This is a genomic window from Streptomyces profundus, assembly GCF_020740535.1.
Taxonomy (GTDB): Bacteria; Actinomycetota; Actinomycetes; order Streptomycetales; family Streptomycetaceae; genus Streptomyces; species Streptomyces profundus.
This window is the reverse complement of sequence record NZ_CP082362.1, coordinates 4,092,121-4,117,800: the sequence shown is the minus strand read 5'-3', so window position 1 is coordinate 4,117,800 and position 25,680 is coordinate 4,092,121. Positions and strand designations below refer to the sequence as shown.

The following is a 25,680-nucleotide window of genomic DNA, read 5'->3' as shown; positions in this document are numbered from 1 at the left end:
TCCCGACCGTTCAGAGCTTCCGCGCGACGCCGGCATAGAGCGACGCGTGAGCGTCGGCCACCAGCTCGGGTCCGCCGACCAGCCCTGGTCCGCCGACCGGCTCCGGGCGCCACCGGTGCGCCACGACAAGCCCGGGATCGACGAGTTCGAGGCCGTCGAAGAAACGCAGCACCGCCGCGCGCGAGCGAACCTGCGTGGGCGTGCCCCACCCCCGGTAGAGGTCCATGACCTCCCGCCAGGGCTCGGCGGCGAAATCGCCGGTGCAGTGCGACACGCTCAGATAGGAGCCCGGCGCGAGTCGGGCGAGCAGTCCGTCGACCACCGCGTAGGGATCCTGGGCGTCCGTCACGAAGTGGAGCACCGCGTGCAGGCTCAGCCCGACGGGCCGCGCCAGATCGAGACAGCCGTCCTTCTCCAACGCCGCGAACACCGCGGCCGGCTCGGTGAGATCGGCCGCGAGGCAGGCGGTCCTGCCCTCCCGTGAGCTGGTCAACAGGGAGTCCGCATAGGCCAGGACGATGGGGTCGGTGTCGACATAGGCCACCCGGCTGCTCGGCTCCTGGGCCTGGGCGATCTCGTGCAGGTTGGGCGCCGCCGGGACCCCGGACCCGACATCGAGGAACTGGGTGATCCGGCATTCGGCGACGAGAAAGCGAACAGCGCGACGCATAAACGCGCGGTTGACCCGGGCGAGCATGGGCATGGCGGGGAAACGTCGGATAACCGCCTGAGCAGCCTCCCGGTCAACCCGATAGTTGGTCTTTCCACCCAGGTAGTAGTCATACATTCGCGCGCTGTGGGGCCGGTCCTGCCCCAGGTCCACGGGCACGCCGACGTTCTCGGACGGCTCCGGCGTCTCGTCCACAGCGCTCACCCTCTGGTCCGCCTCCCTCGCCCCGTGCCCGGCTGCGGCAGCTGCGCACTCACGTGCGGAGCAGCGCAGTTGCCTCAGCCCTCATCAGTACGCGCCGGCCCACCGCCTGTCCAGGAACGCTGCCACCCCCACGTGATCATGGCCGAAAGACCCCCTCGGCCCACCACTCCAAGACCGTGCCAACAAGTCAGCCGGCCAGAAACCCATCACCACCGCGAAGACGTCCCACAAAGACGCGCATCGAGCCCTTGCCCCAGCGGATCACCGGACCCTCGCGGTCCTTGGAGTCCCGCAGCAGAACCGCTGCGCGGAGCGTCGCCAGTTCGACGCAGTCACCGTTGTGATTGCTGTGGGAACTCTTCCGCCAGACGAGCGCGACCTCGCCTGTCTCACTTCCGGACGTGTTCGGCTGTGCCATGACGCCGCCTCCCGTGGTCGACACACTTCCCCCTCCGACACTTGCAATTGCAGGCCTCGGCTGCTGTAAGTATGGCCGCCCAACCCTGTCCTCAAGCGGACGACTTCGTGGAAATCCTCGGCAACTGGTGGTGCGCCGGCGCGCAAGTGCATACCGCGGGAGAAATTTCTGCGAACCGTCGCATCCGGACCGATCGCCCCGCCGAATAGAGCGAAGAACAGAGGCACGTGCGGCGGTCATATGTTCGCTAACTATTCCCAAGTCACTTGACCTGGGACGATATAGCCACCCACCCGCCTCGGCCCCCCAGGGCGGCATTCCGCGTCATCACCGTCCATCCGTGAACATGACGCGGGAGCCACGATCCCTTTGCACCGACACGACGGCGCGGAGAGCGAACGGCGAAACGTGGCAGGTGGGCCCCGCCGAGCGCATTACCGTCTATGCCAGCCGATTCGGAGATCGAATACGGTGCCCATGCTTTCCCACCGTCTGAAGGAGATATTCCCCATGGCACAACACTCCGATCGCCCAGGTGATGCGCATTGCGGACACACCTACGCGGAAGAGACCGACACCCGCAAACCACGGACGGTATGCCGCTCCCGGCTTTCACACCTTCTGCGATTCGCCGCGAGAGTCATCGCCACCATGCTCACGGCCACAGACCTGCCGGGCTCGTCCTTAGCCGCCTCCCTCCTGCTCCTCATCCGGCACCACACCCACGGCGACGAATAGAGCGGACCCCTCACAGCCACAACGACGACGCCGCACCGGACTCACCGGCGCGGCGTCGTCTCCTCAGCACGGTGCCCCCGGCAGGATTCGAACCTGCGACACCCGCTTTAGGAGTGGGATCGAACCCCTGCCGGGGACGGCGCTGCTGTCCCCCTGATTAGAGCCGCGCGGCGAGCCAAACGATCCGCCTCCTGCCGCCCTGTATCGGGCAGTTCGCTCACGCGCCGCCGTGGGCTGATCAGCATGTGGTCAGATCCGGGTGAGGTCGAATTCCACCGGGAAGGGAGCTGCGGCCTTGAGGACGCCGGTGAAAACGTCTCCGTCCCGATAAGCGTTCGTCGCGGGGTCGAAAACGTAGGTGTACACGAGAGGAACGCCTGTCGCGGCTTGCTCGATCCGCCAGTAAAAGCCAATGCCAGCCTTGGCGTATTTGGTCGACCTTCACGATCCGGTCGGTGCTCTCGGAGCCCGGCGGCACCACCTCCGCGACCAGCAGCACATGCTCAGAGCGCGTGGGGGCGATATCAATCGTGTCCGCACGGTATACAACGACGTCCGGGCGGCGATTGGTCAGCGGAACATCCTGAAGCCGGACGTCGAAGTCCGTGTCGGCATTCCACTCCGGGCCCGCAGCCGCGTCCAAGGCGTTCGCGAAAATCCTGGCCACTCGATTGTGTCGTTTGGACGCACCCGGACTCACGACGACCATCCCATCCACGATCTCGATGCCGGCGCACTGTTCCTCGGACCAGGACTCGTACTCCTCCGCCGTGATCTGCTCATGCATCCACGCTGGGGCGACCGTCTCGGCCGTCATGAAGCACCTCCCAGACACTGTGTCGCGGGCCCGATCCCGTGCGTTCAGGGTACTGTCTGCGATCCGTCCGGCACGCTGATCTCGCTCATACACTGCCCGCCGGCGGGCCTCCAATCGGTGAGCCAGCGGTGATCAGGAATCGGCACGGTGGACTGGCCACCAGGGGATCGGAACAGACGAGCGGCGTCGATGACCTGGTGGCCGCACGGCGGGTGCCGTCCCACCGGCGACGCGAGCCGTCCCCCCATAGGCCGCATGACACGTCCCATGCCGAGGTCCGGCGATTCCGCGAGCGTCTATGCGGCCGCTGGCCGAAGCGACGAAGATTTCGCGGCACCGCTCCGGAGGCTCCTGTGCCGACGCAATAGGTACGGCTGGAAACCGCTCGTACGGCATTGCGGAAGCCTCCGGCTACCTGGAAGGAGCAGGGATCAGAGCACGACCCCGAAAGGGCGAAACGGCCACAAGGCCACATAGCGTCCTCCCAGAAACGCTGGCCGCACGCAACGCCAGAGCACCAGAGACCACCCACCTGCACTTCTTGTCAGAGCGACAGGAACCGAAGTACGGTTCGCCTCATGCAAGCTGACGCATGGGTCCCCACACCGGTGCTACTGACGGTCGATCTGGTGATCCTGACGCTGCGCGAAAGGGAGCTGTGTGTACTCCTTGTGGAGCGGAACGAAGATCCTTTTCAGGGCATGCTGGCCCTGCCCGGCGGATTCCTCAATCACACCGGTGAGGAGATCCAGGACGCCGCCTACCGCGAGTTGCGCGAGGAAACCTCCCTCGCCGCCGGGGAGGTGCATCTTGAGCAACTCACCACCTATGGCGACGCGGGCCGCGACCCAAGGGGCCGCGTTGTTTCCGTGGCCCATTTGGCGATCGCACCGGAGCTGCCCGAACCGGTGGCGGGAACGGACGCCAGGGACGCCGCGTGGGCACCTGCGGAATCCGTCCTATCCGGCGCGAGGGAACTGGCCTTCGATCATCACCAAATCGTGAAGGACGGAGTCGAACGCGCGCGCACCAAGCTCGAATTCTCGGCACTGGCCACGGCCTTCTGCACCGACGTTTTCACCATAGCCGAGTTGCAGCAGGTCTACGAAGCAGTCTGGGGAACCGAACTCGACACCCGCAATTTCTACCGCAAGATCCAGGCCATCAAAGGATTCATCGTCCCCGCCGGATCGGAACGCAGGGCCACGGGAGGGCGGCCCGCACGGCTGTACCGCGCCGGGCCAACGACGACGTTGTTCCCGCCATTGATACGACCCGCGCCGCCCGGAACGGAAAAGGACATGAGAGAGAAAGGGAAATAGATGCCGAAAAACCCGGTGGTGATTCTCACTGCTCTCAATCTCGAATACCAGGCCATGCGCCAGAAACTATCCCGTCCACAGGTCCACCGCCATAAGCGTGGTACCCGGTTCGAGGTGGGAACCGTGCAGGGCACTTCGTGTCGCATCGTGCTCGGTCTGACGAACAAGGGGAATCAGTCTGCCGCAGTGATCGCCGAGCGGGCGATACAGGAGTTCTCGCCGGTGGCCTTGTTGTTCGTCGGAGTCGCCGGCGCGCTGTGGGGCACCGCCAGGCTGGGCGACGTGGTGATGGCCAGCCATGTGTACGCCTACCACGGCGGGACCAGCGAGGACGACGGCCTCAAGGCCCGTCCCCGGGTATGGGAGACGGCGCACGGTATCAGTCAACTCGGCTCGCATCTGGCTCGCGTGGACGACTGGGCCGACGACATGCCTGGCCGTGAGCACGTGCCGCAGGTGCGCTTCGGCGCCATCGCCGCGGGCGAGGTCGTACAGAACTCGAGGATCTCGGCCGAAGCTCGGTGGATTCGGCAGCACTACAACGACGCGCTCGCGATCGAGATGGAGGCCGCCGGCATAGCACAGGCCGGTCATCTCAACGGAGCACCCGTGGCCATCATCCGGGGAATCAGCGACCGAGCGGACGGCACGAAGAGCAGCGCGAACGACCGTAACTGGCAACCACAGGCTGCGGCGAACGCGGCGGCATTCGCCACTCGGCTGGCGGTGGAACTGGTGGCAGAACAGGAGCAGATCGCAATGTCCGAGGCGGAACAGCCCCAGACGGGCGGCGGAACCCAGGAGCACGTCAGCAACACCGCCCATAACAGCACGATTGGGATCATGGCCGGTTCGGTCAAGGAGAGCAGCGTCTTCATGAATGCGGCCCCGAAGGCCACCGGTCCAACTGACCTGATCGCAGACCTGGATAGTTTCCGTGAGCACATGGCACGTCACCACCTTGACGGATCGCTTGACGGCGACACCTACCAGGAGGCACTGGTCGAGCTTCGCTCCGCCCGGCAGGCGGCAAGCGAGAACACCGCCGAGGCATCCAAGACGACGACCATGGCGCTCAAGAGGTTACGCGGCCTGATCGCGGATTCTCCCGAGCTGACGGCCAGGCTGGCACCCATGGTAGTTGCGGCAGGCAACTTGTCATGAATGACGGCAGCGGTGTCCCGCACATTTCGGCCGCTTACGACTCCACCGTCGGAATCCAGGCCGAGACCGTACACAACTCCAACGTCTACTTCGTCCATCCAGACGCGTCGCCCCAGGAAAAATACAAGGTCGGCGTGCGGTTTCTGGAGGATGGCGTCTCCAGCCGTGCTCGCGACATGATCAGCGACGCGATCGCACACGGATACGACAACGCCGAGGTGCGTTTCCACTGGGTGCTCGCCATGCTCAGCGCTCGTGCCTACCACGACCTCAGCACCGAGGAGGTCCAGCGTCTGCACCATGCCTCCGGGCTCGTACGGACCTACGCCGAAGGAGGGTGGAAAGACGCTCTGCAGGTGGCTTTCGAACTGCTGGCGATGCTCGGCACCGCGGTCGGCGAAACGGGGCGCGTATCGGAGCGGTTGCAGGCCCTGTCGCCTCGCCGACGTGACGCGATCGTCCACCACCTCGACCTCGTCCTCACCGGAGGGCTGAAGGACAGCCTGTGGGCCGAGAACCGCGAACGGGCCGAGGCAGCTCGCTTCGAGAATGACCGAGTCAACCGGGTCTGGGCGTATTTCGAACCCGAGCCCATCGGGCCGCGGGCCATGCCGCCTCGCCCGGGCACCGCTACTGCCGACCAAGCATCCCTTCCCCTTCGGGCCAGCGCGTTCGTCATCGCCACCGCGTTCCTCTGGGCCTTGGCGCTGGCCGCGGATCCGTCCGCGGCGTTCATCGAGTTATTGGTGGGCATCGCCGCAGGGCTAACCGCTGCTCAATTCGGCCCCCAGTGGTGGCATCAGGAACAACAACGGAAGGCCAGGCTCCGGGAGCCCCACACCCCACAAATGCAAGATGCTGCCTCCACCGGTGGCGGGTTCACCCATAGGGTCCGCCATTCGTTCGACCACTACTTCAGCGTTCACACGCCGCACGGATTTACGGCTCAAGAATGGCGTGATCACACCATCCACATGCGCAACGACCTCGCCACTGAGATCGCTCTTCTCTACCGTGAGAGCCGGATCAGCGTGGACCGGGTCAACTGGCTGATCCGCTATCTCGCCGAGGATGCTCGCGACCGCCACAACAAGGGCACTTTGTTCGACGACCACTATCAGAACCAGACCCCGTTGGTGGCGAAGGCGCTGTGCGTGGTCGCCCTCGTCACTCTCGGCGGCGCGACTCTGGCGCTTCTCGGAACAGCGGCCTCGGGTGCCGGCTCGTCGCAAATGCCGCTGGCCTTCCTGGCCTTGGTCGGAGCGGTCCTGTCCGGACGTGCGGCCGTTGCCTCGTGGCTGCTGGCCCAGGGCGAAGAACACCGGATGGCCAGGGAAACCCAGGAGTATAAGGAGCAGCTGACCGCGCGGCAAATCGCCTATCAGAAGTGGAGGTCGTTCCTGGACGCCATGCGGCCCAGTGAGCTGCAAATGGAGACCTGGCTCACCTGCGACAAGACGCTATTCGTCGACGAAGCGCTCCGCCACTACCAGCTCACGTGGCACGATCTGATCACCCACACCATCCTGATGACACCCGCGCGCCCCTACAAACGAGGGCGGGTAAAGGGCGGTCCCTGGCGATACTCGCGCTACAGCTTCCGCCTTTTCTTGGTCACGCAGGACGGTGTTCGGGAGATCAGCACGGAGTTGAATTTCACCGACGCGAAGCGCGGGAACGAGCAACAGCGAAGCAACTACCGTTTCGACGCACTGTCCTCAGTGCAGGTCACAGAGAGTTCCCGTGTCGGCTACGACCTGGAACTCATCCTGACTAACGGGCCGGCCAGGAGCATCCGCGTCAAAGACGCCGACACCCATCAACTGGCGCCGGACGAAAGCGCCCAGGAACTCGCCGACATCAGCCTCAACGCGAGTGGTTTCATCCACGCCTTCCGCCTCCTGGAAGGAATCGCTGCTGACGGAAAGGGTTGGATCGAGAGAAACAACCCCAAGAACCTGCCATCCTTCCGCACTGCCGACTGAGCCCCCGGGGTGGGCAAGGGACCGGAGCACCCGCCCCTTGCCCACCCGCTCACCAGTCCCGCCGGAGTCGAGCTGAGGAGCCGTCCATGGCCGCCGCGGAAGACGTCACTGAGAGCAGACTGTTGCTGGCCGAGTACGACCGCATCAAGGAGGAACAGAAGACCCGGATCGGGTTCCGCGACAATCTGCTCTACTTCACACTCGCCGCGTCCACCGCGGTCCTGGCGATCGCCGTCCAGACCAAGCAGGTACAACTGCTGCTCGTCATCCCGGTGATCTGCCTGGTACTCGGCTGGACCTACTTGGTCAACGACGAGAAGATCTCCGCGGTCGGGTGCTACATCCGCGATCAGCTGGGACCACGGTTGGCCGAGCTGAGCGGTGCCAGCGGCGCGGTGTTCGGCTGGGAGACCTACCACCGCGGCGATGAAAGGCGCACCCTGCGCAAGCGGCTACAGGCTGCGGTGGACCTGTTCACCTACTTGGCCTTACCCATGACCTGTGTGACCACATTCTGGTGCTCCCCCGCTACCCCGCCCCTACTCCTGATCGCCTCCCTCGCCCAGACCCTTGCCCTGGCCGTACTGGGCTGGCAGTTCCTGCGCTACGCGGAGTGGTAGTACTCGCCACGAAAGAATCAAGGTTACCGCGATCTGCCCATGAGATCAGCCGACGGCGCGGATCATCACCGTGAGCAGCGGCGAGGCCAGTTACGGTTGGCTCTGGCCGATGTCCTCGTAGCCCCGCGACCGACAGAGCTGGTGGACCTTCCCGTCGCCAACTGCCCGGTTGACCATGAGCCTGACGAACGGCTCGTGGTGGGTGGTGAGGAGGGTGTCGTGGACGCGATGGGCGGTGCCGGTCTTGCGCCAGGACGGGCTGACGCCGATCTCCTTCAGGGCCACGACCGGGTGTTCGGTGTACTTCGCCGGCGGCGTTGGGCGGTGCGCTGCCAGTAGCGGTCAAGGTGTTCGCTGGTGCTGCCGTAGGCGTAGCCGACTGGTTGGCCGTCCGCGTAGGCGAGGACGACCGTGAAGCCGGGCTCGATGCCGTGCCGGTCGAGGCGTTCGCCGAACGACGTGACCGCTTAGTTCGGCAGCTGGAGCAGGGGGGCGTGCACCTCGGCGTACACGTCGAGGAGGTCCCCGCAGACGAGGTCGAGAGTGGTGAAGGTGCGCAGTTCGATGGCGGGTGCCGTGGTCATGCGGCCACTCTCCAGGTGGCGGCCTGCTCGGTCCAGGTTTGGGTGGTGGTGCTGCCGGGCGCCGTGGCCCGGAGCTGAACTCCTTGAGCGTCCGCGACACTCGGGCGTGTCGGGTGGCTGCGTCGCAGGAAACATTCATTGCGGTCGCCGTGGCGGCGTCGGAGTCGCCCTGGGCGAGTTGGGCATTGGCGAGCCAGATTGTGGCGATGGCCCGGGAGCGGACCATGTGCGGCCGGATGGCCGACAGGCAGCAGTGTGCGTGTTACTCGGCGACCGGGTAGTCGCCGAACGCCAGGTGCGCGCGGAGGGCCAGGGAGTCCAACTCCGCTTGGTCGTAGAAGGCGAGCAACCACACCGGCCGATACGCACACGAGTCTGCTCCCCGAAGCGGACCTGGCGATCGCCGAGGCAGCGGCCCAGCCCGTACCGCGCGCCCGCGCCACGGGAGAAGAGGAGCCCGACCCCGACAACGCGGGGGAGCCCGTACCAGGTGATGCTGATCCGTCGGGCGATATTCGGCAGATCAACTCCCCGTCCGCTCACGCACCGCGCACGCAAACGGCCCCGGACGGGGAGTCCGAGGCCGAATAGAGTGCTTCGCTGGGCGAAAACCCCCAGGTCAGCGACCTGACGAGCGGTGCCCCCGGCAGGATTCGAACCTGCGACACCCGCTTTAGGAGTTCGCGCGGACGCCCCGCCCAACGGGCGGACGCCGTGCCTGTCCGTACGCCACGGTCCCCGCCGATCCGCCCTCGTCCGGGCCCGTTGATGTCAGCGATGGATGTCAGGGAACGGCGCCCTCTCGGGTCACTTCTTACGGCTCTTGCCGGTCTTCTTCGCCTCACGCTTCTTGCGTTGAGTGACGGCGTACGACGTCAACGAGCCCTGATGCACCTCGCATCGGGATGTGCCCGTCATGCACGCCTTCCGGCACGCCGTTCCCCTCTTGGTCCTGTGGCCACACTTGAACAACTGCTTGGGCACCAGCTTCCTCCTGGAAGATTCCTGACTGGGCCGGAGACCACCGGCCTCCTTCGCCACCCTGGCCCCGCCCGGATGCGGCAGACAGGGCGCACAACCGGTCGATGCGGGGCTCTGAGGGCGCGTTCGATACCGACGCGAACGCGCCCCCTTACCGCCTGGAGCGGCGGTGAGCGGTGGTCAGATCGCGCCATGATGCGACGGTGGACCTGTCTGCGGGCAGGTGACCGGGGGTAGCGTCGAAGGATCACCAGTCCTGGAGGTGCGCTGGATGGCGTCGGAGTTCACGGAGGACGTGGCACGTGACGTTCTCACGCAGGCATGTGCCGCCACAGGGCTGGATGCGGGCGGAGCCGAACTGCTGCGGCTCGGCTCGAACGCGGTGTTCCGGCTGGCCTCCGCCCCCGTCATTGTCCGAATCGCCCAGGACCCGAGTGCTGCCGAGGAGATGAAACGGGGCGTCGCCGTCGCCCGGTGGCTGGAGTCGGAGGACTACCCGGCTACCCGCCTCGTACCCGGTGTGGCCCAACCAACTGTCGTCGGGGGTCGGGTGGTGACGTACTGGGAGAGCGCCCGGGATCGTGTGGAGTACGCGCGGTTGGACGAGTTGGGCGACCTGCTGAAGCGGCTGCACTGGCTGGAGGAGCCGGAGTCGCTGGGCCTGCCGTACTACGACCCGTTCTCCCGTGTCGCCGAGGGAATGCGGGCACTGACCAATGTCTCTGAGCACGACCGGGAGTTGCTGGAACAGCGGGCTGCCCGGCTTCAGAAGGACCTGAGCCGGGTGGACTTCGTGCTTCCCTTCGGGGCGATCCACGGTGACGCGAACGTGGGCAATGCGCTCCGTCATCGGCAGGGCCACCCGATCCTGATCGACCTGGACAGCTTCGCCCTGGGCCACCGCGAATGGGATCTGGTGCTGACGTCGCTCTACTACGAGCGGTTCGGCTGGCACACCAAAGCCGAGTACGAGTCGTTCGTCTATCACTACGGCTTCGAGCTGATGAACTGGCCCGGCTACGAGGTGCTGGCCGACATCCGCGAGCTGATGATGATGCTATGGCTGGGCACCCGAACGTCCGGCGACCCCAAGTCGGCCGAGGAATTCCGGCGTCGCCTCCACACGTTGCGCACCGACGGCAGCCGGCGCGACTGGCAGCCGTTCTAACGTGCGGGCTACCGGCCGGTGGCAAGCCAGAGGCGGTGTCCGGCGGCCTGCCCGTAGAAGTCACGGGTCGCCGAGGTATCGCCCACCCGGGCCAGATGCTCGCGGAACTCCGCGAGGTAGCTGACACAGCGGGCCGACTTGAGCTGCTCCCCCAGGTCAAGCGCGTCCAACGCCACGCGACATGCCTCCTCGACGTCCCCGGCGCGGAGATGGGCGTCGGCCAAGACCATGGTGGCGAAGAAGTCGCTGCGGACATGAGACCCGCTCATGGCGTTCTGCGCGTGGGCGACAGCTTGCCGGGCGCTGTTGACGTCGCGAAAGCAGTGGGCGGCTTCGGCGGCCAGCTCCGCCTCGTCGAAGTAGGTGATCCACTCGGGCTCGTCGGTGCTGTTCCGACTCTCCAGCGCCCTGGTCGCCTCGGCAAGGGCCATCTCGCAGGCGCGTGCGTCCCCCGTGCGAGCCAGCGCGCGGGCCTCCATCGCGTGGAACTGGGCCATGAGCGTCGGCGTCGCGACACGGGCAATGCCCATGCGGGCGGCGCGGGCGAGCGTCGCGGCCTCGGTGTAGCGGCCGAGGAACGTCGCCTGGTGACTCATCGCCGACAGGATGCTTCCGGCGAGCCGGCGATCGGCCCCGTCCTGGGCGAGCCGGAGTGCCTGGAGGAAATACCGCTGGGCGAGGCCGTGATGACAGGCGTCATAGGACATCCAGCCGGCGAGCAACGTGGATTCGGCGGCGGTGGAGAACAGTGCCCGCCCCACGGCCTCCTTGTACTGCCCGGAGAGGAGCGGACTCACGTCCCGGCTGAGGTAGTGGATCACTGAGTGCCGCGCGTGGTCCCCGCCGAAACGGTCGTCCAGCTGCGAGAACAGATCCGTTGTCGTCTTGATCGCCGCGACATCGGGCAGGCCGACCCGCACCCCGGAGCCGCGCTCCGCCGACAGCGGCGCGGGCTCGGGAGCGACCAGCCACGTCACCGATGCCTCATGCCAGGTCGGTTCGGAGGGCTGTGAGGTGAGCAGCGGTTCGTAGCCGTTGAGATCGGCGCGCCAGAGTTGGGTGACGGAAATGATGGCGCTCTCGACCGTCGCCGGGTATCCGGTGTCGAGCAACCGCGCGTCATGGCCCCCAAGGTGATTCAGCCCCAGCTCAGCAGCGCTCATGCCCAGGGCCTTGGAGAGGATCGGCCCGTAAAACTCGTCGGGGACGCTGTGGCTGTTCTCCCAACTCGCGATCCGACGCTTCACGCTGGCGTCGGCCGGCAGCGACATACCCTGCTGGGCTGCGGCCGTGCGCATCCCCCGGACCAGCCGAAGCTGACCCCACCCGCGCCTCTTCCTCGCCTGCCGCAGGAGGTTTCCGGAAGACACCGGATCGTCCGTCATGCTCCCCCGCCCCCTTCGGACGCCGCCGACTTCTGACTGTACGGAGCCACGGCCTCACTGTGAAGCAACTCCCCTCGGCAGTCGCCCGCTTGGCCGGTGACGGGGGATGACGTCAGGCCGGGTGACACGTCATCCCCCGTCACCTGCCGTCGTCTCCCGGACGCGCGCCGGGGAACCGAGGCTGGTCACACGGCGGTCGTCGGGCCGCTGAACCGGCTTGGAGTGAGGTGAAGGTGGCGTGCAGATGATGACGCGGCGAGGACTCGGGTGGCTGTCCGAGGCGGCGGACCTGCCGGAGCGGTGCCGTGAGGTGTGGGCGGACGATCCCCGCCGACCGTACGCGCTGCCGACGGGCCGACTCTTCGATGTGGTGGTGCTGGAGCAGCGGATCGGCGTGGAGACGTTCGATCAACTGGAGCGGCACCAGATGCCCGTGGGACCGGTGATGGCGGACTGGGCGACGCGCCAGATCGGCTTCTTCCTCTTCCCGGGCTCGCGTGCACCGTTCGATCGGACGCTCGCCTCCGAAAGCTCCGAGCCGCCCACCTACCGCTACCTGGGGTCGAACAGTCTGGCTGTTGTCCCCGGCCCCATGCCGCTGTCGGGCGACCGCTACACGTGGCTCCGGGCCCCGGCGAAGCGGCTCGACAACACCCCGACCCACGCCGTCACCCTGGCCGCGATGCTCGTCGCCGCCCACGAACTCGTCCTCCGCGCCGATCGCTACGGCGAAGCGCTGTCACGGCGCACCGCTGGCGACAGCGGGAAAGGAACGGACCGTGACCAGTAGGGACGACGATCTTCCGATGGACGCGGCCACCTGGTCCCCGATCCACAGCCGCGAGTGGTACGCGGCCCGCGATGCCGTCGCCGGACTCCGTGACGTCCTGATCGCGGCCGGCCTCGACAGCGAGTTCCCCTATCTGCGGGCCGACCTGAACGCGTTCGGCATGGGGCTGATCGAACTGGGCCGCATCTCCCCGCACACGGCCGAACGCCTCGCGGAACTAATCCGGACGGGCCTCAACTGCGCCCAAGAGCACGAGAACAGCAGCGGTCCGGGAGGAAGGACACCATGACCGACCCACGCGGCGTCTGCGCACGCAGCGCCACCGACCTGAACGCCGACGCCCCGTACGTCCGTGGCTGGGCGGAGGCAAAACGGGCGACGGACCACCTTGCCGCGCAACTCCACACCCTCGACCTCGCCGCTCTCTTCCCCCAACTCAAGGCCGACGTCAACGTCTTCGGCGAAGGCGTCGTCCGCCTCGGCACCATCCGCCCGGCAACCGCCGAAGCCCTGGCCACCCTCATCATGGCGGGCCTCACCAACGAACTCCTCCACAAGGCCAGCGCGAAGGACGAACCGCCAACGGCCACCGGCTGACGACCGAACTCCCGTACGTGCTGGGCCGCATGTCGGTCCCACCCGCTCGGACCTCGGCCCCGCGCAGCACCGCCTCAATCCCCTGAGCGGTGCCACGCGGGGCCCGGACGCTTCCATGGCTACCGGCCAAGACACCCGCCGCTGCGATAACCCTCTCGTTGCAAACTGCAAGCTGGGAGGCTGACTGCCTCCGGATAGCGCAACAGGGCGCCATTCCAGCGCTGCGGTCGCACGGGGTGTGAACTCAGCCGGGGCGGACTGGCCCACTCGGCTGGTCCGTGTGCACCCTGAGATTGGAAGCTGCGATCATTCGGGGTCGTTTCGGGTACTGTCCTGGACGAACAGTCAGGGTCGTCGCCTCGCAGAGTGCGCTTGATTCTCCCCGCCGGTGCCCACTCCCCCTTGCGCCCATGTGACACCAGGTTACGACACCCTCTCGGCAAAGATTAGTGATGCTCCTCGGAGCTTCTCACTCCCAGTGCGTTTCCAGAATTCGATGATTTCGACATTCCTGCGTTTACGCTCGCCAGTATACTGGGAAATGTCCAGCATGTAAGCTTCGTAGATCCGGCCTGGGCGATGACGAACCGTCACTCGCGAGTTGATCGAATGAATGAGGCGCAAATCGACTAGCTCTTTTACGCGTTCATGGATGTCTGTGGTCAGATCTTTTTCGACGAGAAAGCAATTCTTTTTCCGGGTTGCCAAGCAGAACGTCTTGATGCGTTCAAGTTCCTCTTCCAGCTCTCGCTGCCCATCAAGGACATCGCGGTGGAACTCATCTCGCTTCGAGCTTTCATGCTCACCGGCAGCCTGATTCACAGATGCCACCCCTACGTTTCTGGCGCCTTGATCAGCGGCCACGGCCACTGATTTCCGCAGAATCGACAGGAAGTCTCGCGCAACGCCGCCGCTAGCCAGAACCAGGCGATCACGCGCGCCCTCGTTGATTAGGTCGTGAACATCGACATCGCTTTGTGATGCAACGTTCTCAGTGACTTGGATCAAGAACCGCTTAGCAGTCTTGTATTTCTCTAGGGTTAGGTCGAGGTCGATCTCCTCGACATCATCGCCTAGTTTAATCCCGAGGGGCGGGTCGCCGTTCTTGTACCAAGAGGAGCGATGACGGATCGTACCGACCTTGAGCCATAACCCAGTCCCCTTAAACAATCGATGAAAGTAGTCAAGCACCTCGGGCTGGCTAGTTCGCTTGAGGTAGTACATGTCATCGAGAAGGATGAACCCATTTCCTCCCGACAACTCTACAACGCCGCGCAACGTCTTCTGATAGGCGATGACGCGCCTGTGAAGCGCATCGATTTTTGATCGTCGAGCTGTCTCGTGTGCCTCTTCCAGAGAGAGGGCGCGCGCCGAACGTGACCGTGAGGTCCCAAGATTGACGGACTTCCCGAGCAGACCCAGGTCTAGATTTGACGCGCTGTCCTGTTGATTCTCTTCTTTTTTCAGGCTCTGAATTTCTGCGTCATCATAGGCATGCAGCAGGTTGTTTAGTTCCTTGATGTAGCTTTCGATATCCGTTGATAGGTTTGCGGCTACTGACCTCTTCAGCGGGCCTCGCCGGGGTTTGATGCGCTGCCAGAATGAGGTTTTATTGGCTGGAGCGATTGCCCCACCAGTCAGCCAGCTCTCGATATTTTCGAAAGTTTCGATGAGTACACTAATTAAGACATCGGGGTATGCGTGACCCTTAAATTTCTCCATGTCGATGTAGGCGTTTGGGCACCTATTCATCATCATTTCACTTCGCGCCTTTTGCAGCAAGCTGGTCTTCCCAGATCCTCGGCGGCCGAAGATTAGATGATTTCGATTCGAGAGAGCGCGGGCGAGCGTACCTGCGGCTGGTTCGATGAATTTATTCGCCGCTGGTCCGGTCGATCTAGCGGCCTCTTCAAGAGCCACCGTGAAACGATCGATTTCAGGCCCTGTAACCCTGACCTCGCTGCTTGTCATGCCCCGCCCTTCCGCAAGAAGCTAGTCAAGCAGTTTACACCCGGCGCGGCGATCATGTCCGCCAAAGTCGCTCTCAAGGGAGGCAGTTGCTGATCAAGGCTGGTGGAGTGGCTGTGGCGTCGAGACGCTTTGTCGCGAGTGATCATGGTCCCGTAAGCTTCCGACGCGTCAGGCAGTCTGTGGACCTGCCCGGTAAAGCACAACGTTAGGGCCATGATCTTCGAGGCCTGCGCCAAAGTGGCTGCGTAAGGCCGTGGAGACGACGATGCCCCAAGAGCAACCCTTCGAGAACTGCACGCTAGTGCACGGCCGGCCGGCGGGCCTGGGCCGTGGCGGGGCGGAGACAGGAGCGGCGGCCCGGGGGCCGCCGCTGCCGTGCGCGCCGCGCGTGCGCGGCGCCTTGATGGAGTAAAGGAAGTTTGAGCCAACGGCGGTTTCAGGGACGGTACATCAGCTCGGTGTCGTCGCCGGGGAGGTGGAACTCCTCCAGGGTTAGAGGCTTGGAGCCGTCGCCACGGGCCACGCGGAGGATGTGCAGCAGGGGGACGCCTTCGGGGAGGCGGAGGGAGAGCGCCTGGTCCGGCAGGGGCATTCGGGTGCGGACGTATTCGGTGAAGTCGAGTTCGTAGCCCAGTTCGCTCAGGGCCTCGTAGAGCTGCGGCGCCGGCGGCGGTGCCTGCTCCTCGTACTTCGTACCGACGAGCACGGAGAACGGTACGTAGGTGGTGTGGAGTTGACGCACTCGACCCCGGTCGGCCGTCTGAAGTGCTTGGTAGGTGAACAGGGGTTCGCCGGGCGGGACACGCAGTAGGTCGGCCAGCGCGAGCGGGGCGTCGGTGCGGGTGGCGGTTGGTTCCTCGGCGTTTTCCCAGCGGAGGCCGTCGGCCTCGGTGAAGCGGCCGTCGGCACCATGGCGCACCCCCCGGGGCCGTGTCAGAGCGGGACGCCCGTGTGGGGAGCGGACGAACATGCCTCGGCCCATGAGGACTTCGACCAGGCCATTGGCTCGTAGTTCCGCGACAGCCTGACGAACTGTGGGGCGCGTCACACCGAACTGCTTCGCGAGTGATTCCTCCGAGGGGAGCGGCTGCCCGGTCGGGTAGTCGCCGTTCAGGATGCCTTCTCGCAGGTGATCGGCGATTTGCCGATACTTCGGCGTGGTGTTCCTCGCGGGCATCCAGGGCCTCCATGAGCGTTCCAGTGACCTGCCGCGCCTGCCGTGCGCAAGTGGCATCGGGGCACTTGGACAGCTTCCCGCACTCCTTCTCACTTGACAACCCGTACTACGGGCTCCCACTCTGGACTCAGCCCGTACTACGGGTGGAAGCCAGCTCAGGACGGCGGTCGTCCCGGGCTCAAGGAGAAGGGAGTTGAGACTGTGGTTGCCCTACCGATCGATACCGCGAGGTTCACGGGGATCTTCTGCGCGGTTCCCCCCGCCCCGCGAGTCGCCAACCGGGAGACCGGTCAGCTGCGCGTGGACCGGGAGACCGGCAAGACCGTCTATCAGGTGGGCCTGTGCCTCATGGCGGGCACCTCGGCGGACGTCGTCAACGTGAGCGTGCCGGGTGAGCCCAACGGGGTTCAGGTCGGCGTGCCCGTCCAGGTGCGAGACCTGGTCGCCACGCCGTGGGAGAACGACGGCCGGCACGGCGTCGCCTTCCGCGCGACCGAGATCAAGCCCCTGTCCGCCCCGTCGTCCGGGAAGGGGGCGTGACGGTGACCGTCACGGAAACCCTGCTGGCCTGGGTGCTGGTGTTCACAGCGGCGTTGGGGATGGTGCTGCTGGTCGCAGGGCCGGCCTGGCGCCGACGGCACCCGGCGGCCTGGTGGTTGTGCGTCGGGTTCCCCGCTGCGGCCCTGCGGGTGGTCCGTACGTGGCGTCCGTTGATGGCCGCGTGCGGGCTGGCGCAGAGTCGCAAGGCCGCGTTGGCGGTCGTCTCCGGCCTGGTCACCAGCGGCGGACCGCCGCCGAATCCTCGCGTGCCGGGGCGTGGGCGGACGCATCCGAAGGCCGGTGGCTTCTGGTTCCTGGTCCGACTTCTGCCGGGTCAAGTCCCGGAGGATTTCGTCAAAGCGGCGCCGGCCATGGCACACGACTGGGAGATGCACGCCGTGCGCGTCACGACGGAGCGCCCCGGCGTCGTGCGGGTCTCCGCGACGTTCGCCGACCCGCTGCGCCACCCCTCCGTTCCTCGTCAGCGCGACCCCGGTCGCCTGCTGCGGGTTGTCGTTGGCGTGTTGGAGTCGGGAGGCGCTTGGGCCATCGACCTACGCCAAGTGCCGCACTGGCTCGTTGTCGGCGCGACCCGTTCGGGGAAGTCCACGCTGATCAACGCTCTTGTCTCGGGGCTCGCACCACAGCGAGTCGCCCTGGTCGGCATCGACTGCAAGGGCGGCATGGAACTGAGCCTGTTCGGCCAACGGTTGTCGGCTCTGGCCACTGACCGGGCCGAGGCCATCCGGTTGTTGAACGCACTGGTGAGGATGGCACGGGAGCGGATGGAGCACTGCCGCTCGGCGGGGGTTCGCACGCTGTGGGGACTGCCGGAGGAGGAGCGCCCCGTTCCGGTCGTGGTGATCGTGGACGAGATCGCCGAGCTGTTCCTTGTCGCCAACCGCATGGAGAAGGACGACGCTCAGTCGGTGGCGACCGCGCTGGTCCGGCTGGCCCAACTTGGCGCCGCGCTTGGGATCTTCCTCATCGTCGCCGGGCAGCGCGTCGGCTCTGATCTCGGCCCCGGCGTGACCGCGCTCCGCTCCCAACTCGGTGGCCGGGTCTGCCACCGGGTGACCGACTCGGGCACGGCGGAGATGGCCCTCGGCGACCTCCATCGCGACGCCCTGCACGCCGCTCAGTCCATCGCACCCGACGTACCCGGAACGGCTGTCCTCGCCTGTGGGGGCGGCTGGGAACGGGCCCGGTCGCACCTTGTCTCCGAGCGGGAAGCACAGGCGATCGCGAACGAGTACAGGCACCTGACCCCGGACCTGCCCCAACTCCACGACGACACGCCCTGAAGGGAGATGTCCCGTGCTTCTGTCGGCCTCCGCCGTGTTACTGCTCGGCCTGCTGATCTGGTTCCTCGTCCGCATCCGCTACCTGCGCACGTTCGAGGCGGTGCTCTGCACGACCTTCGGCTTCCTGCTCGCTCAGACGGCAGCCGCCCCGATGCTTCAGACGGCGCTCAACGGAGTCAGCGCGCTCCTGGCGCGCCTTCAGTTCTGACCGCTGACCAAGGAGAGGAAACACTGCGGGTGCGTCAACAAGATCATCCCACCGCCCGAGAGCCGGGCGACATGACCCCAGAGAAAACGGGCTCCCGACCGGGCGCGAAGTCGCCAAACCCGACCCGGTCAGGTGCCCACTCCCACCCCCGCGTGAGCAGAGAAAGGAGCATCCACACTGTGACCAGCGAGAAGCGCTCGCGCAAGTCGCGCCCTCCCGTGTGCGTCATGCGCGAGGAGGAACGCCCCACCTGTGCGGGCACCGAACAGGCCGTGCTCGTCGGTGCGGACGGCGAGGAACGGCGCCTGTGTCCGGCCCACGGCGCGGCCCTGTGGCTGACCGACCCGACGTTCCGGTTCTCCGCCAAGACCCGGCCGGCCGGCATCGCCGACGTCATGCGGCACGCCTTCGGGGAGCCGCGATGAACGACTCCCTCAACTCCCTCGACTCACTGAACGCGCTGCTCGAACGCGCCACCCGCCCCGGTTTCGAGGACTGGCGACGCGGCATCGTCCGGCTCGGCGGCTGCGTCAGCCCGGTCAATCTGGCCGGTCACGGAGTCAGCGTGGACGCGGCCACGGGCGAAGTGCTCCGCTCGCTGAGCGGGGGACTGATCATCCCGTGCGGCAACCGACGTGCCGTCGTCTGCCTGCCCTGTGCCCGGACCTACCGGGGAGACACCTTCCATCTGATCCGCGCGGGGCTGACCGGTGGCAAGGAGGTGACGGAACGGGTCGGTGGGCACCCTCGGGTGTTCGCCACGCTCACCGCCCCCGGCTTCGGCGCGGTCCACACCCGTCGGGAGCGGAGCGGCGAACCGTTGCCGTGCCGTCCTCGACCGGCTGACCAACGCTGCCCGCACGGGCGACCGATCGGCTGCCGCATCCGGCACACCGTGGGCGATCCCCGGTTGGGCGAGCCGCTGTGCCCGCGCTGCTACGACTACGCGGGGGCGGTCCTGTGGCAGGCGCACGCGGGAACGCTGTGGCACCGGTTCACGCTGGAGCTGCGCCGCGAACTGGCCCGGCAGGCGGGGCTTACCCGCTCCGCGTTCGCCGAACGAGTGCGCCTGTCGTACGCCAAGGTCGCCGAGTACCAACGTCGCGGCCTGGTCCACTTCCACGCGGTCGTCCGCCTCGACGGGCCCGACGGGCCCTCGACCGTCCCGCCCCGCTGGGCGACTACCGAACTGCTCGCCGACGCGGTGCGCACGGCGGCTACTCGGGTCCGCCTCCGCGCGGTCGGAGCGGACGTGATCGGTGCTCGCGTACTCCGCTTCGGCCCTCAGGTTGATGTGCGTCCCATCGCCGCGTTCGGCGACGGGCAACGGCTGACCTCCTCGGCCGTGGCGGGCTACATCGCCAAGTACGCGACAAAGGGCGCGGAGACTGCCGGCGCCACCGCCAGTCGTATCCGCGACGCTTCCGAACTGGTCGCCCTGCCCCTGCGCTACCACGTGCTCCGCATGGCGGAAACGTGTTGGTGGCTCGGTGGGCTGCCGCCCTTCGCTGAACTCGGCCTGCGTCGTTGGGCCCACATGCTCGGCTACCGGGGCCACTTCACCACCAAGTCCCGCCGCTACTCCACCACGCTGACCGCCCTTCGCACCGCTCGCGCCACGCACCGCGCCGGTGGGAAGGCGACGGTCACCGTGGGCCGGTGGCACTACGCCGGACGCGGCTATGAACCCGCCGGGGAACTCATCGCCGCGTCCGTGCGCGAGGAAGGTGAGCCTTATGGCACGCACTGAACCGGTCGGCCCCGCCGCGCTGTTGACCGTTCCGGAGGTCATGGCCCGGCTCAAGCTCGGGCGCACGGCGGTCTATGAGCTGATCCGGTCCGGGCGGCTGTCCTCTCTCACCATCGGGCGCGCGCGTCGGGTGCCGATGTCGGCGCTGCGCGACTTCATCGCCAACGAGACCGGGGAGGCCGCCTGATGGCGCGGCAACGGAAGCGAAACCCGAACGGCGCGGGCACGATCACCAAACGGTCGGACGGTCGCTATCAGGCGGCGGTCTATGTGCTCCAGCCGGACGGAACCCGCGCCCGAAAGTACGCCTACGGCAAGACGTGGACGGAGTGCGACACCAAGCGGCGCGCGCTGCTGGCCAAGGCGGAGAGCGGCGTGCCCGTGCCCACCCGGTCGGCGAAGCTCGCCGAGTGGCTGCCCTACTGGCTGGACAACGTGGTCCGGCCGCGCCGGAAGCTGAGCACCTACGACAAGTACGAGGCGCACGTCAGGCTGTATCTGGTGCCGCTGCTCGGGACCAAGCGGCTGGAGTCTTTGGGCGTGGCGGACGTGCGGCGCTTTCTCACCCGGTTGGAGAAACGGACTACTGCGGCGACGGCCAAGGAGGCACACCGGGTACTGCGGAGCGCGCTCACGGCGGCCTGCCGGGAGGAGCTGATCAGTCGGAATGTGGCGTCGCTGGTGGAGCCTCCGCGTCCCACGTCGCGGGAGCTGACGCCGTGGACGTTGGACGAGACGCTCACGTTCCTCGCGGCGGCCCGGAAGGACCCGCTCTACGCGGCGTTCGTGCTGGCCATCACCATGGGTCTGCGACGCGGAGAGATCGTCGGCCTTCGCTGGTCGGATATGGACCTGGACAACCGGGTTCTCCATATCCGGCAGCAGACGCAGCGTCGGCGTGGGCGGCTCTATGACGACGATCCCAAGGGCCGGCGTCGTCGGGCGGTTCCCCTCCCGGCCATGTGCGTGGCGCCGTTGCGGTGGCAGCGGTTGCGGCAGGCAGCCGTCAGGAAGCAGGCGGGCGAGAAGTGGGCGGGTGGCGACTACGTGTTCACCACGCGCACCGGGCGGCCGGTCGAGCCGCGCAACGTGTACCGGTCGTTCACCCGGGTCGCCGGGAACGCGGGGCTGCGGGTGATCCGGCTGCACGACGCCCGGCACGGCTGCGCCACGATCCTGACCGCCGCCGGGGTTGCTCCCCGGGTGGTGATGGAGATCCTCGGACACAGCCAGATCAGCATCACCATGGACGTGTACACGCACGTCGTGCGGGACACCCAGCGGGAGGCGATCAGCCACACGGATCGGCTGCTCAGGAGGCGCCCCGGTCGTGACTGACCGCCGCCGTTGATGTCAGCAGTGGATGTCAAACGCCCCGGAGTGTGATCGCTCCGGGGCGTTTGCGCTGGTGCCCCCGGCAGGATTCGAACCTGCGACACCCGCTTTAGGAGTGGGATCGAATCCTTGCCGGGGGGTGTCTGGCGCTGCTGCGGGGTGCTGTTTCCCCTGGTCAGGCACTTATTGCCTTCTCTGAAGTGACAGCGGGATGCACCCCGTGCTGACCCGTCCGCTCACGCATCGCTCACGCGTCACCAGCCCGGGCGTCAGCGCTTCGCCGGTCCTCGTGAGGCACGAGAAGGGTGCTGCCTCCCGCCCACTTCATTCCACACACGTGGCAGATCACGTACCAGTCGTCGCCCGGCGCGCTCTCGTCCATGCGGCCATGTTGCCCGGTCCCAGGGCACTCGTTGGTGATTTCTTCATGACGCATTGCTTCTCCCCTGTTGTTGGTTGATCAGGCCGCGCCTTCGGCCGCAACAGCGGTCGAGCGGATCGAGTGGATGACGGACACCATCGCGTCCACTTCGGGATCGGGAAAGATCGCCTCGGGGCCAGTCGGCGCAAGGGCGGTGAACGGCGATTCATACAGCGCCTCGACGTCAATGGTGCCGTTACGCGCCAGATAGTCGATCAGCTCGTTGAGGAAGCGCAGTTGGTTGGCTGTCAACGTCTTGCCCTGCTGGAAGGCGTCAAAGGCCAACGCTGCTGCCTCCCGTTCCAAACCCGTCAGCGACCTTAGAAAAAGGCCGAGGCCGCCCTTGGCGTCCTTGATGTAGTTAATGTCCGCTGTGGTGCCGAGACCGGCCTCGACGAAGATTTGCTCCAGCTGCGACAGGTCCGTCGCGGTGATCTGCTTGTTGCGACGGATCTTCTGGACGGCAAGCTGGTCATGGTGCGTATTGAGATAGATACGGATCTTCTGCTCGAAGCGCGTGAGATCGGTGCCGATCTCCATGCCGCTGAGCGTGGCAGCAGTCAGCTCGCCCAGCTCGTCTTCAAAATCAGTGTAGACAATGCTGCGTTTGGCCTTCTCAAGGAGCCGGACGAGCCCGCGTAGGCGGCGGCGCATCGTCTCCAGCAGGGGAAGTGTCACGTCCTGCCACCACTCGTCGCCGGCCACTTCGTCGAGCAGGAACTGCTGGGCCTTGATCGCAGGGATAGTCAGCTGGTCGAGCAGTGTGGACGCAATCTCCTGGACTTGGTCCCGCAGCCGAGTAAAGCTCGGGTCGCCGTTTAGAACGGCGAGTTGGAGGCGGAGCGAAAGCAGGTCGAATCGCTTGGCCTCCTCCCCTGTGTCGCCCTTGTCGCGGAAGGCCGTCGGAAGTCCTGATAGGTGATCGACGACTTGGCTGTGCGCGTCAGGCGTGAATGCGAGCCATGCATCGAAGTCCGCGAACGTTTCAATCTGCTCGCGGTGCGGACGGACAAGGAAGTTGTCCGGGTTCATCGCCGTCACCTCGTCGTGCAGGCGTGTGGCGAGGTCCCAGCGCAGGCCCTCATCACTGACCGTGCCATCGGACTCTGGACGTACGGCAGACTCGGCCGCATCTTGGCCAGGGTCTTCTGCCTCATCGAGGGCGAGGAGCAGGTCGGCGCGGCGTTCGAAGATCCGCTGGCTCAGAGAGGGAGCGACCTTGCCTTCAGCGCGCATCAGGTTCTGGTTGAAGAACTCGATGTTCTGGCACAGGTCAAAAACCAGGAATCCGTCCTTGCTCCGGTTCGGGCCGAACAGGTCGGGTGCGAGGCGAGTGCCGCGGCCGACCATCTGCCAGAACTTGGTCTTGGACCGCACCAGCTTGAAGAAGACGAGGTTGACGACCTCGGGCACATCGATGCCGGTGTCCAGCATGTCCACGGAGATGGCAATCTGGGGAAGCTCCGCAGCGTCGGAGAACTTGTCGATGAGGCTCTGGGCGTACTCGGTGCGGTACGTGATGACCTGGGCGAAGGCGCCTTTGAGGTGCGGGTAGTTCTTGTCGAACCGCCCTGCGATGAACTCCGCGTGGCGGTTATTCGCGGCGAAGATGATGGTTTTGCCGAGCTTGTCACCACCGTCGACCTTCAGGCCGTGTGTCATGAGGGTCTGCAAGACCTTGTCGACGGTGTCGGCGTTGAAGAGGTACTTGTTCAGTTCCTCTGTGGTGATCTCGTCAGGGATTTGCCCATCCTCGCTCCACTCTGTCTCGTCCCATTTCTCCTTGTCCTCATCGGAGAGGTCGTCGTACTTGATACCGCCCCGCTGGAACTTCAGCGGGACATCGACTGCGCGTGGCGCCACCAGGTAGCCCTCCGCCACCGCCTCATCCAGGCTGTAGACATCAGTGGGCACGCCGTCCTCAAGCTCGAAGCGACGATAGGTGTTCCGGTCGACTTCGTCCTTAGGCGTCGCTGTCAGGCCAACAAGGAGTGCATCGAAGTAGTCGAAGATCGCGCCGTATCGCTGGTAGATCGAGCGATGTGCCTCATCGATGACGATCAGGTCGAAGAAGCCTGGGCCGAAGGGACGGCGACCCGCAGCATCGGTCTGATCGATCAGATTCATCATCGTCGGATAGGTGGACACGAATACCCGCGCGTTGGGATCCTTCTCCTCCAGCAGGTTTACGACGGGAGCTCCAGGTAGATGCTTCTTGAACTCGTTGGTGGCTTGCTTGACCAAAGCGGTGCGGTCGGCGAGGAAGAGGATGCGCTTGGCCCAGTTTGCGCGCATCATCAAGTCGCTCAGCGCAATTACGGTGCGGGTTTTGCCGGACCCAGTTGCCATCACGAGCAGAACGTGGCGCAGTGAGTCCTTTTCAAAGGAGTCAGCGATCCGTCTTATTGCGCGGGACTGATAGTGGCGGCCGGCGATCTGCTCGTTGATCGGCATCCTGGCGAGGCTGCGGCGACTGGCTCGCCGTTGGACCAGGAGACGAAGTTCATCCTTGGTATAAAAGCCTTGCACCTCACGGGGAGGGTACCTGAGGTCATCGAACAAGTAGGTGCGGTAGCCGTTGGTGTAGAAGATCACCGGCCGCTGTTTGAACTGATCTTCCAGAGCCTTGGCGTAGACGGTTGCTTGGTACTTGCCCTGCTGCGGGTCGCGGGTGGTTCGCTTGGCCTCGACGACGGCCAGAGGCTTGCCGTCGTCGTCCCACAAGACGTAATCAACCTTGCCTTTGCCAGAGGGCGCGGCCGAAGTCGGCAACCCAGTGACCGGGTACTCGCGTTCCCTTGGCTGGTCCAGGACCCAGCCAGCCTCCTTGAGGAGGAGGTCAATAATCAGGGTGCGGGTCTGAGCTTCGTTGTAGTCGTGTGTGTCCGGCTGTGCCTCGTTCGCGACCTTGGCTGCCTTGATCTGCGCACGCAACTCGTCGATCTCCGCATCGAGATCTTCGTTCTTCTTCCGCTCCGCGATCAGTGCGGCATCCTGCTCGGCGTGCCTCTCGGCCTGGGCCTTCAGCTCGGCCGGCTTGGCGATGCGCACCTCTGCGGGGACCGGTCGAGGTATCAGCGTCGTATCGAAGGCGAGCGTGGACGAGGGGAGTTGCGTCTGATCGCGGGTGTAGGTGCGGGCCATCCAGTACAGAACGTGGAATAGCTCGGTGAGTGTGCGCACCGCGTCCTGGGGCGTGATGGGTGTCTTGCGGTGCACAGCGATATTGCCTTGCCGGCGAATCACATCCATCTTCGCCCGAACAGCAGGGCCAGCAACCCGCACTAGCGTCGGTTCGGCAATCTGGGCTGCTAGATCACGTCGATAAGGCAGCCTAAGCGTGTCGTCGGCTTCGAACAACCACGCCACCGTGAGTTCCAGCACCCGGCGCGCGTAGAACGCGGATGCCCTCGGGTCCGCGTATGTCAGCCGCTCTGCATGCGCCACCTCACGGTACAGGTCAGGCCACTCCGCCTGGAGGAACCCAAAGTTGCTCACGGTAATAACCTTTCGTTGATGCGAACGAAAGAG

Annotated in this window: 21 protein-coding genes, 1 tRNA gene and 3 pseudogenes; 15 read left to right on the top strand and 10 right to left on the bottom strand. The window is 65.7% G+C overall.

The features are described from left to right. Positions 1 to 10 precede the first annotated feature (10 nt). From K4G22_RS18235 to K4G22_RS18220, 4 genes and pseudogenes are all read right to left on the bottom strand, one after another. On the bottom strand, positions 11 to 865 hold the full coding sequence (locus K4G22_RS18235) for an SAM-dependent methyltransferase (protein WP_265590268.1): 855 nt from the start codon (positions 863 to 865) through the stop codon (positions 11 to 13). Positions 866 to 1,061: 196 nt separating this feature from the next. Further along, the gene (locus tag K4G22_RS18230) at positions 1,062 to 1,292 is read right to left on the bottom strand and encodes a DUF397 domain-containing protein (protein ID WP_228081350.1); all 231 of its coding nucleotides are present in this window, start codon (positions 1,290 to 1,292) and stop codon (positions 1,062 to 1,064) included. Between the two features lie 810 nt (positions 1,293 to 2,102). Next, positions 2,103 to 2,168: transfer RNA gene (locus K4G22_RS18225), tRNA-Phe, on the bottom strand. A gap of 111 nt (positions 2,169 to 2,279) precedes the next feature. After that, positions 2,280 to 2,847 (bottom strand): annotated as a pseudogene (locus tag K4G22_RS18220) (Uma2 family endonuclease). Positions 2,848 to 3,425: 578 nt separating this feature from the next. On the opposite strand from K4G22_RS18220, the gene K4G22_RS18215 reads away from it, so the two are divergent. From K4G22_RS18215 to K4G22_RS18200, 4 genes are all read left to right on the top strand, one after another. Further along, positions 3,426 to 4,169, top strand: coding sequence for an NUDIX hydrolase (locus K4G22_RS18215; protein WP_228081349.1), 744 nt, complete (start codon positions 3,426 to 3,428; stop codon positions 4,167 to 4,169). Continuing rightward, positions 4,170 to 5,333 (top strand): 5'-methylthioadenosine/S-adenosylhomocysteine nucleosidase family protein, encoded by a 1,164-nt coding sequence (locus tag K4G22_RS18210; RefSeq protein WP_228081348.1) that lies wholly within the window; start codon positions 4,170 to 4,172, stop codon positions 5,331 to 5,333. It begins immediately after the preceding gene. Continuing rightward, complete coding sequence (locus K4G22_RS18205) at positions 5,330 to 7,318, top strand: hypothetical protein (RefSeq protein WP_228081347.1); 1,989 nt, start codon at positions 5,330 to 5,332, stop codon at positions 7,316 to 7,318. Before K4G22_RS18210 ends, K4G22_RS18205 begins: the two co-directional genes overlap by 4 nt. A gap of 86 nt (positions 7,319 to 7,404) precedes the next feature. Then, positions 7,405 to 7,938 (top strand): hypothetical protein, encoded by a 534-nt coding sequence (locus K4G22_RS18200; protein WP_228081346.1) that lies wholly within the window; start codon positions 7,405 to 7,407, stop codon positions 7,936 to 7,938. A 90-nt stretch (positions 7,939 to 8,028) separates the two neighbouring features. On the opposite strand, the pseudogene K4G22_RS18195 reads toward K4G22_RS18200, so the two are convergent. Continuing rightward, positions 8,029 to 8,522: pseudogene (locus tag K4G22_RS18195) on the bottom strand (GNAT family N-acetyltransferase). A gap of 1,252 nt (positions 8,523 to 9,774) precedes the next feature. Between K4G22_RS18195 and K4G22_RS18185 the strand changes: the two are divergent. Next, positions 9,775 to 10,671, top strand: a complete 897-nt coding sequence (locus K4G22_RS18185) for an aminoglycoside phosphotransferase family protein (protein WP_228081345.1) — start codon at positions 9,775 to 9,777, stop codon at positions 10,669 to 10,671. A gap of 8 nt (positions 10,672 to 10,679) precedes the next feature. On the opposite strand, the gene K4G22_RS18180 is transcribed toward K4G22_RS18185, so the two are convergent. Further along, positions 10,680 to 12,056 carry an NsdA family TPR-like regulatory protein gene (locus K4G22_RS18180; RefSeq protein ID WP_483414800.1) on the bottom strand — a complete coding sequence of 459 codons (1,377 nt, stop codon included), beginning with the start codon at positions 12,054 to 12,056 and terminating at the stop codon, positions 10,680 to 10,682. Between the two features lie 244 nt (positions 12,057 to 12,300). Between K4G22_RS18180 and K4G22_RS18175 the strand changes: the two genes are divergently transcribed. The 3 genes from K4G22_RS18175 to K4G22_RS18165 are packed head-to-tail and all read left to right on the top strand — an operon-like array spanning position 12,301 to position 13,443. Next, positions 12,301 to 12,846 carry a bifunctional DNA primase/polymerase gene (locus K4G22_RS18175; RefSeq protein ID WP_228084137.1) on the top strand — a complete coding sequence of 182 codons (546 nt, stop codon included), beginning with the start codon at positions 12,301 to 12,303 and terminating at the stop codon, positions 12,844 to 12,846. A 16-nt stretch (positions 12,847 to 12,862) separates the two neighbouring features. Continuing rightward, a complete protein-coding gene (locus K4G22_RS18170) occupies positions 12,863 to 13,135 on the top strand; it encodes a hypothetical protein (RefSeq protein ID WP_228084136.1) in 273 nt (90 codons plus the stop codon). Beyond that, positions 13,132 to 13,443 carry a hypothetical protein gene (locus tag K4G22_RS18165; RefSeq protein ID WP_228081343.1) on the top strand — a complete coding sequence of 104 codons (312 nt, stop codon included), beginning with the start codon at positions 13,132 to 13,134 and terminating at the stop codon, positions 13,441 to 13,443. Before K4G22_RS18170 ends, K4G22_RS18165 begins: the two co-directional genes overlap by 4 nt. A 423-nt stretch (positions 13,444 to 13,866) precedes the next feature. On the opposite strand, the gene K4G22_RS18160 is transcribed toward K4G22_RS18165, so the two are convergent. From K4G22_RS18160 to K4G22_RS18150, 3 genes and pseudogenes are all read right to left on the bottom strand, one after another. After that, the gene (locus K4G22_RS18160; RefSeq protein ID WP_228081342.1) at positions 13,867 to 15,414 is read right to left on the bottom strand and encodes a P-loop NTPase family protein; all 1,548 of its coding nucleotides are present in this window, start codon (positions 15,412 to 15,414) and stop codon (positions 13,867 to 13,869) included. A gap of 436 nt (positions 15,415 to 15,850) precedes the next feature. Further along, the gene (locus K4G22_RS18155; protein WP_228084135.1) at positions 15,851 to 16,333 is read right to left on the bottom strand and encodes a UTRA domain-containing protein; all 483 of its coding nucleotides are present in this window, start codon (positions 16,331 to 16,333) and stop codon (positions 15,851 to 15,853) included. Between the two features lie 54 nt (positions 16,334 to 16,387). After that, positions 16,388 to 16,591 (bottom strand): annotated as a pseudogene (locus K4G22_RS18150) (GntR family transcriptional regulator); the annotation flags it as partial. Positions 16,592 to 16,792: 201 nt separating this feature from the next. Here K4G22_RS18150 and K4G22_RS18145 point away from each other — a divergent pair. The 7 genes from K4G22_RS18145 (at position 16,793) to K4G22_RS18115 (ending at position 21,731) form a co-directional block, all read left to right on the top strand. Then, a complete protein-coding gene (locus tag K4G22_RS18145; protein ID WP_228081341.1) occupies positions 16,793 to 17,131 on the top strand; it encodes an SCO3933 family regulatory protein in 339 nt (112 codons plus the stop codon). 59 nt (positions 17,132 to 17,190) lie between these two features. Then, positions 17,191 to 18,435, top strand: coding sequence for an FtsK/SpoIIIE domain-containing protein (locus K4G22_RS18140; RefSeq protein WP_228084134.1), 1,245 nt, complete (start codon positions 17,191 to 17,193; stop codon positions 18,433 to 18,435). Between the two features lie 13 nt (positions 18,436 to 18,448). Continuing rightward, a complete protein-coding gene (locus K4G22_RS18135; protein ID WP_062216860.1) occupies positions 18,449 to 18,643 on the top strand; it encodes a hypothetical protein in 195 nt (64 codons plus the stop codon). Positions 18,644 to 18,822: 179 nt separating this feature from the next. Continuing rightward, positions 18,823 to 19,068, top strand: coding sequence for a hypothetical protein (locus K4G22_RS18130; protein ID WP_228081340.1), 246 nt, complete (start codon positions 18,823 to 18,825; stop codon positions 19,066 to 19,068). Further along, on the top strand, positions 19,065 to 20,393 hold the full coding sequence (locus K4G22_RS18125) for a replication initiator (protein ID WP_228081339.1): 1,329 nt from the start codon (positions 19,065 to 19,067) through the stop codon (positions 20,391 to 20,393). The genes K4G22_RS18130 and K4G22_RS18125 overlap by 4 nt, the downstream gene beginning before the upstream one ends. Next, positions 20,380 to 20,580: a helix-turn-helix domain-containing protein gene (locus K4G22_RS18120; protein WP_228081338.1), complete on the top strand. Its 201-nt coding sequence runs from the start codon at positions 20,380 to 20,382 to the stop codon at positions 20,578 to 20,580. The genes K4G22_RS18125 and K4G22_RS18120 overlap by 14 nt, the downstream gene beginning before the upstream one ends. Further along, positions 20,580 to 21,731 carry a tyrosine-type recombinase/integrase gene (locus K4G22_RS18115; RefSeq protein ID WP_228081337.1) on the top strand — a complete coding sequence of 384 codons (1,152 nt, stop codon included), beginning with the start codon at positions 20,580 to 20,582 and terminating at the stop codon, positions 21,729 to 21,731. Before K4G22_RS18120 ends, K4G22_RS18115 begins: the two co-directional genes overlap by 1 nt. 457 nt (positions 21,732 to 22,188) lie before the next feature. Here K4G22_RS18115 and K4G22_RS18110 read toward each other — a convergent pair whose 3' ends face one another. Next, a complete protein-coding gene (locus K4G22_RS18110; protein ID WP_228081336.1) occupies positions 22,189 to 25,647 on the bottom strand; it encodes a DEAD/DEAH box helicase family protein in 3,459 nt (1,152 codons plus the stop codon). Positions 25,648 to 25,680: the final 33 nt, after the last annotated feature.

Bases quoted from the DNA above. Each gene is read 5' to 3' on its own strand.
- K4G22_RS18125 (WP_228081339.1), top strand. From the start codon at position 19,065: ATGAACGACTCCCTCAACTCCCTCGACTCACTGAACGCGCTGCTCGAA.
- K4G22_RS18120 (WP_228081338.1), top strand. From the start codon at position 20,380: ATGGCACGCACTGAACCGGTCGGCCCCGCCGCGCTGTTGACCGTTCCG.
- K4G22_RS18185 (WP_228081345.1), top strand. From the start codon at position 9,775: ATGGCGTCGGAGTTCACGGAGGACGTGGCACGTGACGTTCTCACGCAG.
- K4G22_RS18205 (WP_228081347.1), top strand. From the start codon at position 5,330: ATGAATGACGGCAGCGGTGTCCCGCACATTTCGGCCGCTTACGACTCC.
- K4G22_RS18165 (WP_228081343.1), top strand. From the start codon at position 13,132: ATGACCGACCCACGCGGCGTCTGCGCACGCAGCGCCACCGACCTGAAC.
- K4G22_RS18210 (WP_228081348.1), top strand. From the start codon at position 4,170: ATGCCGAAAAACCCGGTGGTGATTCTCACTGCTCTCAATCTCGAATAC.
- K4G22_RS18170 (WP_228084136.1), top strand. From the start codon at position 12,863: ATGGACGCGGCCACCTGGTCCCCGATCCACAGCCGCGAGTGGTACGCG.
- K4G22_RS18140 (WP_228084134.1), top strand. From the start codon at position 17,191: ATGGTGCTGCTGGTCGCAGGGCCGGCCTGGCGCCGACGGCACCCGGCG.
- K4G22_RS18115 (WP_228081337.1), top strand. From the start codon at position 20,580: ATGGCGCGGCAACGGAAGCGAAACCCGAACGGCGCGGGCACGATCACC.
- K4G22_RS18160 (WP_228081342.1), bottom strand. From the start codon at position 15,414: ATGACAAGCAGCGAGGTCAGGGTTACAGGGCCTGAAATCGATCGTTTC.
- K4G22_RS18200 (WP_228081346.1), top strand. From the start codon at position 7,405: ATGGCCGCCGCGGAAGACGTCACTGAGAGCAGACTGTTGCTGGCCGAG.
- K4G22_RS18230 (WP_228081350.1), bottom strand. From the start codon at position 1,292: ATGGCACAGCCGAACACGTCCGGAAGTGAGACAGGCGAGGTCGCGCTC.
- K4G22_RS18175 (WP_228084137.1), top strand. From the start codon at position 12,301: ATGATGACGCGGCGAGGACTCGGGTGGCTGTCCGAGGCGGCGGACCTG.
- K4G22_RS18180 (WP_483414800.1), bottom strand. From the start codon at position 12,056: ATGACGGACGATCCGGTGTCTTCCGGAAACCTCCTGCGGCAGGCGAGG.
- K4G22_RS18215 (WP_228081349.1), top strand. From the start codon at position 3,426: ATGCAAGCTGACGCATGGGTCCCCACACCGGTGCTACTGACGGTCGAT.